The sequence below is a fragment of the Ramlibacter tataouinensis TTB310 genome (assembly GCF_000215705.1).
In the GTDB taxonomy this organism is placed as follows: domain Bacteria; phylum Pseudomonadota; class Gammaproteobacteria; order Burkholderiales; family Burkholderiaceae_C; genus Ramlibacter; species Ramlibacter tataouinensis.
Map to the genome: position 1 here is coordinate 683938 of NC_015677.1, position 9386 is coordinate 693323.

A 9386-nucleotide genomic window follows, 5' to 3' on the forward strand; every position below is an offset into this window, starting at 1 on the left:
CTCAGTCGAGCTGCCAGACCAGGCCGGTGTTCAGGCCCAGCACGTCGATGCCGGGGTTGGGATCGGTCATGCCCAGGTTGGAGTGGTGGGTGAAGTACAGGCCGCCGGTCAGCGCCAGCCGGGGCGTGAACTGGCGCCGCACGCCCAGCTGGGTGAACCAGTTGAAGCTCAGGTCCTGCCCCTGGCCGCCGGCCACGCCCTTGGCGTTGACCCAGCCCAGGCCCCCGCCGATCTCGTAGAACAGCGCCGTGCGCCGGTCGGCCGCCCACAGCTCGAAGGTGGGCGCGGCCGCGAACGCGAGGTAGTAGTCCTCCGGCCCGCGCACGAAGTGCTCGGCGACCAGCGCCAGGCGGTGGCGCACGGCCAGGCGGGCGCCGCCTTCGCCCTGCCACAGGTCCAACATCGCCGGGCTGCGCCACACCGCCTGCAGCGGGACGATGCGGTAGTCCAGCGGGGAGTTGCGGCGCACCTTGTCCAGCCAGCCGGCTTCGATGCCGAACTCCCAATGCTCGGCCGGGTGCGCCTGGGCGTGCGCGACCGCGGTGGTGGTGGCTGACAGGGCGGCGGACAGCAGCAACGGGACGAGGAGCGGCGAAATTGGCTTCATGTGTCGGGGTGAGCAGCCAGCTCATCATAGGCAACGCGGCCGCGCGCCTGTCCTGCACCCGTGGGCCGCGACCTACGCGGGGTCGCTCCCGAACCTGCTACTGGCGCCGGGGACGCTTCGGCAGAGTAGGCACATGGGACGATTTCGCAACCAGGACTGGTGGACCCTTAAAAAGACCGCTTCTTACTACGTCATGCACATCTCGGTGGCCGCCGTGGTGGCCTACCTGATCACGCGCGACTGGCAGGCGGCCGTCGCCCTGAGCCTGATCGAGCCCAGCGTGCAGGCCGTGGCGTATTTCTTCCACGAGAAGGCCTGGCAGAAGCGGGAGGGCCGCGCGCAGGCCCAAGCAGCCGCGCCGCCGCCGTGAAACGACTGGAAACAGGCTTCACCTGAGCTTCGCCGGGCGTTGTCGGCGGGTGCGCAGGCCGGCCGTTATAAATCGCACATCCATTCACTTCCTGCCTGCCATGAACGCTGACCTGACCCACCCGACCGCCCCGCAATCCTCCCTGCGTGCCGTGCCGCGTGCCGTGTGGGTGGCGCTGGGCGCCTTGTCCCTGGCGACGGCCGGGCTGACGGGCGCGCTGGTGATGCGGGCCATCGACGCGCCGGCCGCCGTGCCCCAGGTGGCCTCCGCGGTCGAAGCCCAGGCCGCGCCCGCGCCGGCCACTGCCGCCGCGGCAGTGTCGCAGTTCCAGCCCGCCGCCGTGCCGCAGGCGCCGGTCGCCGTCGCGCCGCAGCCGGTGGCCCAAGCCCCGGCCCCGGTCCGCGTGGCCAGGCCGGCCCCGGCCAGACCGGTCCAGGCCGCGCCTGCGCCCGTGGTGGCCCGGGCCCCGGCCCAGCCGGCCTGGAATCCGCCTCTGGAAACCACCCGCGCGGCGGTGTGCGCCAGCTGCGGCACGGTCGAGACGGTACAGGCCGTGCGGGAGCAGGGCCAGGGCAGCGGCCTGGGCGCCGTCGGCGGCGCCGTGATCGGCGGCCTGCTGGGCAACCAGGTCGGCGGTGGCAACGGCCGCAAGGTGATGACCGTGGTCGGCGCGGCCGGCGGCGCCCTGGCCGGCCACCAGCTCGAAAAGCGGGTGCGCGGCACCTCCGCCTACGACGTGCAGGTGCGCATGGAAGACGGCAGCGTCCGCACCTACCGCCAGGCCGAACCCATGGCGGTGGGCACGCGGGTGGTGGCCGAAGGCCAGGTACTGCGTGCGGCCCAGGGCCGTGCCGCGCCCGCGGCGCCGCGCCCCATCTACACCACGCAGTCGGTCGGCTACGGCGGCTAGGACCGGGACGCGGGCGGACGGGCGGACATGGCAACGCCCGCCGCGCCCGGGTCCCTCGCGCCCTCGCGAAAGCTCCCCGGCGTGACCCCCGTCCACTGCCGGAACGCGCGCGCGAAGCTCTTCTCGTTCCCGAACCCCACGGCCGCCGCCACCTGCTTGAGCGGCTGGCCGGTGCGCCAGAGCAGGTCCTGGGCGCGCTCCAGGCGCACCTGGTCCTTCAGCTGCTGCAGGCTGGCGCCTTCCTCCTTCAGTTGCCGGTGCAGGGTGCGGGACGAGACGTGCAGCAGCCCGGCGATCGCCTCGGCGCTGTGGCTGCGGCCGGGATGCGCCGCCAGCGCCCGGCGCACCTGCGGCACCAGCAGCCGGTCGCGGCGGTAGGGCAGCACGGTGACCGGCAGCGCGCGCTGCAGCATCTGCGACAGCGCCTTCTCGTCCCGGCGCAGCGGCAGCGCCAGGTAGCGGGCGTCGAAGCGGATGCCGCCCGGCGCCCCGGGCGCGAAGCGCACCGGCCCGCCCGGGAACATATGGCCATAGGCCTGCGCATGTGGCGGCGCGGCGAAGGGGAAGCTGGCCTCCAGCAGCGGGATGCGCGAGTCGACGTACCAGCAGGCCAGGCCGTGGATGTTGCGCAGCACGAAGGCGATGCTCAGCTCGCGCACCTCGGCCGGCAGCGGGCGGCGCTCTTCCAGGTGGACGGTGGCGCTGGCGCCCTGGAGGGCCAGCGACAGCCGGATGTCGTCCGCGATCAGGCCGTGGTGGCGGCACCAGCGCTTGAGGGCCACGCCCAGATCCGGCGCCGTGAGGGAGGCGCGGGCCAGCATGCCGTAGCTGCCCCAGGGCAGCCTGCGGCCGAAGGCGCCCAGGCCCTCGTCGTCCAGTTCCTGCATGGCGGCCACGGACAGCAGCTCCATCTGCCGCGCGGTCATGCGGCCCTCGGGTTGGCGCAGCTGCGCTGGCGTGATCTGTGCCAGCTCGAGCGCCGCGTCCGGGCTGCGGCCATGGCGCCGGTAGGCCGCGACGATGGCTCGGGCGAAGGCCATCGGCGTGACGGCGGTGGAGGGCGGGGCGGGGCGGCGCGGGAGACCTCGGGGCATCGCGGCAGTGTGCGTCCGCATGGCAGGATTTGCAACCCGACCGGCGGCCGCGGCCACCGCTTCCATCCTCAAGCACGCGCTCTGGCGCTATCGTGTGCCCACACCACGACCCCGCGAAGACATGCCACCGCTGGAAACCCGACTCAACGCCCGCTCGGCCGACTTCCAGGCCAACGCCGCCGCCATGCGCGCCCTGGTGGAGGACCTGAACCAGCAGGTCGCCCGGGCCGCGGCCGGCGGCGGCGAGACCGCCCGCGCCCGCCACGCGGCGCGCGGCAAGCTGCTGCCGCGCGAGCGGGTCGCCAGCCTGCTGGACCCCGGCACGCCCTTCCTGGAGCTGGGGCCGCTGGCCGCGCACGGCATGTACAACGGCGACGCGCCCTGCGCCGGCGTCATCGTGGGCATCGGGCGGGTCAGCGGCGTCGACTGCATGATCGTCTGCAACGACGCCACGGTGAAGGGCGGCACCTACTACCCGATGACGGTGAAGAAGCACCTGCGCGGGCAGGAGGTGGCGATGCAGAACCGCCTGCCCTGCATCTACCTGGTGGACTCGGGCGGCGCCAACCTGCCCAACCAGGACGACGTGTTCCCCGACCGCGACCACTTCGGCCGCATCTTCTACAACCAGGCCAACCTGTCGGCCCAGGGCATCGCCCAGATCGCGGTGGTGATGGGCTCGTGCACCGCGGGCGGCGCCTACGTGCCGGCCATGAGCGACGAGACCATCATCGTCAAGAACCAGGGCACCATCTTCCTGGGCGGCCCGCCGCTGGTGAAGGCCGCCATCGGCGAGATCGTCTCGGCCGAGGACCTGGGCGGCGGCGACGTGCACACCCGGCTGTCGGGCGTGGCCGACCACCTGGCGCAGAACGACCTGCACGCGCTGGCCCTGGCGCGCCAGGCGGTCGCCAGCCTGAACCGGACCCAGCGGCACGACCAGCAGCTGGTGCCGCCGCGCCCGCCCCGGTACGACGCGAAGGAGCTCTACGGCGTGGTGCCCACCGACGTGCGCAAGCCCTACGACGTGCGCGAGATCATCGCCCGCATCGTCGACGACTCGGAGCTGCACGAGTTCAAGGCCCGGTACGGAACCACCCTGGTCTGCGGCTTCGCCCACATCGAGGGCATGCCGGTGGGCATCGTCGCCAACAACGGCGTGCTGTTCTCCGAGTCGGCGCAGAAGGGCGCCCACTTCATCGAGCTGTGCTGCCAGCGCAAGGTGCCGCTGGTGTTCCTGCAGAACATCACCGGCTTCATGGTGGGCCGCAAGTACGAGAGCGAGGGCATTGCCCGCCACGGCGCCAAGATGGTGACGGCGGTGGCGACGGCCCAGGTGCCCAAGTTCACCGTGATCATCGGCGGCAGCTACGGCGCGGGCAACTACGGCATGTGCGGCCGCGCCTACTCGCCGCGCTTCCTGTGGATGTGGCCGAACGCGCGCATCTGCGTGATGGGCGGCGAGCAGGCCGCCGGCGTGCTGGCCACCGTCAAGCGCGACGCCATCGAGGCCAAGGGCGGCCGCTGGAGCGCGGACGAGGAGGCGAAGTTCAAGCAGCCCATCCTGGACCAGTTCGCGCACCAGTCGCATCCCTATTACTCCAGCGCCCGGCTGTGGGACGACGGCGTGATCGACCCGGCCGACACGCGCCGCGTGCTGGCCCTGGGGCTGGCGGCCTCGCTGAACGCGCCGATCGACGAGCCGAGGTTCGGCGTGTTCCGCATGTGACCCGGCGGCCACCCGCAACCGACGACAGGACAGGAGACAAGCCGTGCAAGAGATGATCTACACCACGCCCGAGCACGAGGCGCTGCGCGAGCAGGTGGCGCGCTTCCTGGCGCGCGAGGTCGAGCCGCAGGCCGCGGCCTGGGAAGAGCAGGGCTTCGTGCCGCGCGAGGTGCTGCGCCGCATGGGTCAGGCCGGCCTGTTCGGCCTGATGTACGAGGAGCGCTATGGCGGCGCCGAGGCCGACGCCATGACCAACCTGGTGTTCGCCGAGGCCTTGTCGCAGAGCACCTTCGCCGGCTTCATCATCACGGTGCTGGTGCACACCGACATGGCCAGCCCGCACCTGCACCATGCCGGCAGCCCGGCGCAGAAGGACAAGTACCTGCGCAAGGTCGTCGGCGGCGAGCTCATCACCGCGGTGGGCATCACCGAGCCGGGCGCCGGCTCGGACGTGGCGGGCATCCGCACCGCCGCCAGGCGCGTCAGCGACGGCGATGGCGACCACTGGGTGCTCAATGGCACCAAGATGTTCATCACCAACGGCGTGATGGCCGACCTGTACTTCGTCGCCGCCAAGACCGGGCCGGGCAGGCGCGAGGTCTCGATGTTCATCGTCGAGAAGGGCACGCCGGGCTTTTCCGTGGGCCGCGCGCTCAAGAAGACCGGCTGGCTGAGCAGCGACACGGCCGAGCTGGTTTTCGACAACGTGCGCATCCCGGCCACCAACCTGCTGGGCGAGGAGGGCAAGGGCTTCTACTCGGTGATGAAGAACTTCCAGACCGAGCGCATCGCCCTGGGTGCCATGGCCGTCGGCCACTGCCAGCAGGCGCTCAAGCTGACGCTGGACTACGTGCGCCAGCGCCAGGCCTTCGGCGGGCCGCTGTGGGACCAGCAGACCATCCGCCAGCGCCTGGCCATGCTGGATGCCAAGACGCGGGCAGCGCGGCAGTTCATGTACCACTGCGCCTGGCGCGTGACACAGGGGCACGACATCGTGCAGGATGTGTCCATGCTCAAGGCGCTGACCGGCGAGCTGGTGAACGAGGTGGTGCAGACCTGCCAGCAGTTCCACGGCGGCATGGGCTACATCCGCGAGACGGCGATCGAGCGGCTGTGGCGCGATGCCCGGGTGCTGGCCATCGGCGGCGGCGCCACCGAGGTCATGCTGGAAGAGGTCGCCAAGCGCTACTGAGCCAAGGGAGAACGAACATGAAACACCTGCTGCTGCAGTTCGCAGCCGGCGTGGCCACCGTCACGCTCAACCGGCCCGAGGTGCGCAATGCCTTCAACGACGAGGTCATCGCCGAGATGATGGCGGTGTTCCACGAACTGGGCCAGCGGACGGAGGTGCGCTGCGTGGTGCTGGCCGCCAACGGCCCGGCCTTCTGCGCCGGCGCCGACCTGAACTGGATGAAGCGCATGGCCGGCTACACCCGCGACGAGAACATCGCCGACGCGACGGCGCTGGCGCGCATGCTGGAGATCGTCTTCCGCTGCCCCAAGCCCACCATCGCCAGGGTGCAGGGCGACGTGTACGCCGGCGGATGCGGCCTGGTGGCCGCCTGCGACATCGCGGTGTCGGTGGACACGGCCCAGTACTGCCTGTCCGAGACCCGGCTCGGCCTGATCCCGGCGACCATCAGCCCCTACGTGATCCGCGCCATGGGCGCTCGGGCGGCGCACCGCTGGTTCCTCACGGCCGAGCGCTTCGGCGCCGCCGAGGCCCACCGCATCGGCTTGGTCCACGAGGTGGTGACCGCCGACCAGCTCGACGGCAAGGTGGCGGAGGTTGCGCAGGCCTTGGTGCAGGCCGGCCCGGCGGCGGTCACGGCCTGCAAGCAGCTGGTGCACGACGTGGCCGGGCACGACATCACCGCGCCCCTGATCCAGCGCACCGTGGAGGGCATCGCCGACATCCGGGTGAGCGAGGAAGGCCGCGAAGGCATCCGCTCCTTCCTGGAAAAACGAAAGCCGGCCTGGATGTTGCCAAGCTGATCTTCATGGACAACCTGCCCGCCTACGCCGACACCCCCCAACTCCTGGCCCTGGCCGCCGCGCTCGGCTGGGCCAGCGGGGTGCGGCTGTACGCGGCGGTGTTCATGGCCGGCGCCGCCGGCTACCTGGGCTGGCTGGATTTGCCGCAAGGTTTGCAGGTCCTGCAGCATCCGGGGGTGCTGGGCACCAGCGCCTTCATGCTGTTCGTGGAGTTCTTCGCCGACAAGGTGCCGCTGGTCGATTCGCTCTGGGACACGGCCCACACGCTGATCCGCATCCCGGCCGGCGCCGCGCTGGCCGCGGGCGCGCTGGGCGCCGACGGCAGCGCCATGGGCTGGGTCGGCGCGCTGCTGGGCGGCAGCCTGGCGGCCACCAGCCACACCGCCAAGCTGACCACGCGGGCGGCGGTCAACACCTCGCCCGAGCCGTTCTCCAACATCGGCGTGTCGCTGCTGGAGGACGGCCTGGTCGTCTTCATGCTGTGGCTGGCGGCCACCCATCCGCTGATCTTCGGCGTCGTGCTGGCCTTCACCGTGGTGCTGGCCGTCGTGCTGATGGTCGTGCTGTTCAAGTTCCTGCGCGCGGTGGCGCGCAACGTCTCCGAGTTCTTCGCGGGCAGCCGCTCGCCCACCCAAGGAAGCTGAATGTTCCAGAAGATTCTGATCGCCAACCGGGGTGAGATCGCCTGCCGCGTGGCCGCCACGGCCCGGCGCCTGGCGGTGGGCACGGTGGCGGTCTACTCGGATGCCGATGCCCGGGCCAAGCACGTGGCCGCCTGCGACGAGGCGGTGCACATCGGCGGCAGCGCCCCGCGCGACAGCTACCTGCGCTGGGAACGCATCATCGAGGCCGCGCGGGCTACCGGCGCGCAGGCCATCCACCCCGGCTACGGCTTCCTCAGCGAGAACGAGGAGTTCGCCCAGGCCTGCGCCGACGCCGGCCTGGTCTTCATCGGCCCGCCGGCCTCGGCCGTCCAGGCCATGGGGCTGAAGGCGCAATCCAAGCAGCTGATGGAGAAGGCCGGCGTGCCCCTGGTGCCGGGCTACCACGGCGCCAACCAGGACGCGGCGTTCCTCCAGGACCAGGCCGGGCGCATCGGCTACCCGGTGCTCATCAAGGCCAGCGCCGGCGGCGGCGGCAAGGGCATGCGCGCGGTCGAGAAGGCTGCCGACTTCGAGGCGGCCCTGGCCTCGTGCAAGCGCGAGGCGGCCGGCAGCTTCGGCGACGACGCGGTGCTGATCGAGAAGTACGTGCAGCGGCCGCGGCACATCGAAATCCAGGTGTTCGGCGACACGCACGGCAACTGCCTGTGGCTGTTCGAGCGCGACTGCTCGGTGCAGCGGCGCCACCAGAAGGTGCTGGAGGAGGCACCGGCCCCCGGCATGGCGCCCGAGCTGCGCCGCCGGATGGGCGAGGCGGCGGTGGCCGCCGCGCGCGCGGTGGACTACGTGGGCGCCGGCACGGTGGAGTTCATCGTGGAGCAACGCGAAGGCGGGAAGATGGACTTCTTCTTCATGGAGATGAACACCCGGCTGCAGGTGGAGCATCCGGTGACCGAGGCCATCACCGGCCTGGACCTGGTGGAGTGGCAGCTGCGCGTGGCCGCCGGCGAGCCGCTGCCGCTGAAGCAGGACCAGCTGCGCATGCACGGCCATGCCATCGAGGCCCGCATCTGCGCCGAGAACCCCGACAACAACTTCCTGCCGGCGACCGGGACGCTGCAGGTGTACCGCACGCCCCCCTGTGCAGAGTTCCTGCACCCTCTCCCTCTGGGAGAGGGTGGGGGTGAGGGCCGCCGCGCCAGAGTGGACTCGGGCGTGCGCGAGGGCGACGCGATCTCACCCTACTACGACTCCATGATCGCCAAGCTCATCGTGCACGGCGCCGACCGCGCCGAGGCGCTGGCGCGGCTGGACCGGGCGCTGGCCCAGACCCACATCGTGGGCCCGGCCACCAACGTGCAGTTCCTGCGCCAGGTGGTGCGCAGCGAGTCCTTCGCCAAGGCCGACCTGGACACCGCCCTGATCCAGCGCGAGGCGCCCTCCTTGTTCCACCGCAGGAGCATGCCCCTGCCGCTGGCCGCCGCCGCGGCCGTGGCCCGCACGCTGCTGGACGAGAAGGCACAGGAGGGCCGGGACCCGTTCAGCCGGCGCGACGGCTGGCGCTCGCACGGCGTGGCCACGCGGCGCTTCGAATTCGACTTCGATGGCGAGCGTGCCAAGGCCGAGCTGAGCTATCTGCACGACGGCGGGCTGTTCCTGGCGGTGGGCGACGCCGCCGGGCCGCTGGTGGTCGACACCGACGGCTCTGCTTGCATCGACATCCGCTTCGCCGGCCTGCGCGAGCGCGTCTGGGTCTATGCCGAGGGCGAGACCGACCACGTGTTCGGCGGCCGCGGCGCGGCGACCATCGTGTCGGTGGACCTGCTGGCCCATGCGGGCGAGGGCCAGGCCGAGACCGGCCGGCTCACCGCGCCCATGCCGGGCAAGGTCGTGTCCTTCGCCGTCCAGGCCGGCGACGCGGTGCGCAAGGGGCAGGCGCTGGCCGTGATGGAGGCCATGAAGATGGAGCACACAATTGCCGCGCCGGCCGACGGCACCGTGGCCGAGCTGCTGTACGGGCCGGGCGACCAAGTCGCCGAGGGCGCCGAACTGCTGAGGCTGGCGGCGACCTGAACTGCC

9 protein-coding genes are annotated in these 9386 nt (G+C 71.7%); 7 read left to right on the forward strand and 2 right to left on the reverse strand.

Annotated features, from left to right (window positions below):
- Nucleotide 1: 1 nt before the first annotated feature.
- On the reverse strand, nucleotides 2-607 hold the full coding sequence (locus RTA_RS03365; RefSeq protein WP_013899968.1) for an acyloxyacyl hydrolase: 606 nt from the start codon (nucleotides 605-607) through the stop codon (nucleotides 2-4).
- 133 nt (nucleotides 608-740) lie between these two features.
- On the opposite strand from RTA_RS03365, the gene RTA_RS03370 reads away from it, so the two are divergent.
- Both RTA_RS03370 and RTA_RS03375 read left to right on the forward strand, forming a co-directional pair.
- Nucleotides 741-977 (forward strand): DUF2061 domain-containing protein, encoded by a 237-nt coding sequence (locus RTA_RS03370; protein WP_013899969.1) that lies wholly within the window; start codon nucleotides 741-743, stop codon nucleotides 975-977.
- Nucleotides 978-1077: 100 nt separating this feature from the next.
- Nucleotides 1078-1887, forward strand: coding sequence for a glycine zipper 2TM domain-containing protein (locus RTA_RS03375; protein ID WP_049871213.1), 810 nt, complete (start codon nucleotides 1078-1080; stop codon nucleotides 1885-1887).
- Here RTA_RS03375 and RTA_RS03380 read toward each other — a convergent pair.
- The gene (locus tag RTA_RS03380) at nucleotides 1884-2981 is read right to left on the reverse strand and encodes an AraC family transcriptional regulator (RefSeq protein ID WP_049871214.1); all 1098 of its coding nucleotides are present in this window, start codon (nucleotides 2979-2981) and stop codon (nucleotides 1884-1886) included. The genes RTA_RS03375 and RTA_RS03380 overlap by 4 nt on opposite strands.
- Before the next feature lie 121 nt (nucleotides 2982-3102).
- Between RTA_RS03380 and RTA_RS03385 the strand changes: the two genes are divergently transcribed.
- The 5 genes from RTA_RS03385 to RTA_RS03405 are packed head-to-tail and all read left to right on the forward strand — an operon-like array spanning nucleotide 3103 to nucleotide 9380.
- On the forward strand, nucleotides 3103-4710 hold the full coding sequence (locus RTA_RS03385; protein WP_041676027.1) for a carboxyl transferase domain-containing protein: 1608 nt from the start codon (nucleotides 3103-3105) through the stop codon (nucleotides 4708-4710).
- Nucleotides 4711-4762: 52 nt separating this feature from the next.
- A complete protein-coding gene (locus tag RTA_RS03390) occupies nucleotides 4763-5902 on the forward strand; it encodes an acyl-CoA dehydrogenase family protein (protein ID WP_041675008.1) in 1140 nt (379 codons plus the stop codon).
- Nucleotides 5903-5919: 17 nt separating this feature from the next.
- A complete protein-coding gene (locus tag RTA_RS03395; RefSeq protein WP_013899974.1) occupies nucleotides 5920-6705 on the forward strand; it encodes an enoyl-CoA hydratase/isomerase family protein in 786 nt (261 codons plus the stop codon).
- 5 nt (nucleotides 6706-6710) lie between these two features.
- Nucleotides 6711-7349: a DUF4126 domain-containing protein gene (locus RTA_RS03400; protein WP_013899975.1), complete on the forward strand. Its 639-nt coding sequence runs from the start codon at nucleotides 6711-6713 to the stop codon at nucleotides 7347-7349.
- Nucleotides 7350-9380, forward strand: coding sequence for an acetyl/propionyl/methylcrotonyl-CoA carboxylase subunit alpha (locus RTA_RS03405; protein ID WP_013899976.1), 2031 nt, complete (start codon nucleotides 7350-7352; stop codon nucleotides 9378-9380).
- The last annotated feature ends 6 nt before the right edge of the window (nucleotides 9381-9386 follow it).

What these genes read in the sequence shown, in the direction of transcription:
- RTA_RS03395 (WP_013899974.1), top strand. Translation starts at nt 5,920, where the DNA reads ATGAAACACCTGCTGCTGCAGTTCGCAGCCGGCGTGGCCACCGTCACG.
- RTA_RS03365 (WP_013899968.1), bottom strand. Translation starts at nt 607, where the DNA reads ATGAAGCCAATTTCGCCGCTCCTCGTCCCGTTGCTGCTGTCCGCCGCC.
- RTA_RS03400 (WP_013899975.1), top strand. Translation starts at nt 6,711, where the DNA reads ATGGACAACCTGCCCGCCTACGCCGACACCCCCCAACTCCTGGCCCTG.
- RTA_RS03375 (WP_049871213.1), top strand. Translation starts at nt 1,078, where the DNA reads ATGAACGCTGACCTGACCCACCCGACCGCCCCGCAATCCTCCCTGCGT.
- RTA_RS03390 (WP_041675008.1), top strand. Translation starts at nt 4,763, where the DNA reads ATGATCTACACCACGCCCGAGCACGAGGCGCTGCGCGAGCAGGTGGCG.
- RTA_RS03370 (WP_013899969.1), top strand. Translation starts at nt 741, where the DNA reads ATGGGACGATTTCGCAACCAGGACTGGTGGACCCTTAAAAAGACCGCT.
- RTA_RS03405 (WP_013899976.1), top strand. Translation starts at nt 7,350, where the DNA reads ATGTTCCAGAAGATTCTGATCGCCAACCGGGGTGAGATCGCCTGCCGC.
- RTA_RS03385 (WP_041676027.1), top strand. Translation starts at nt 3,103, where the DNA reads ATGCCACCGCTGGAAACCCGACTCAACGCCCGCTCGGCCGACTTCCAG.
- RTA_RS03380 (WP_049871214.1), bottom strand. Translation starts at nt 2,981, where the DNA reads ATGCCCCGAGGTCTCCCGCGCCGCCCCGCCCCGCCCTCCACCGCCGTC.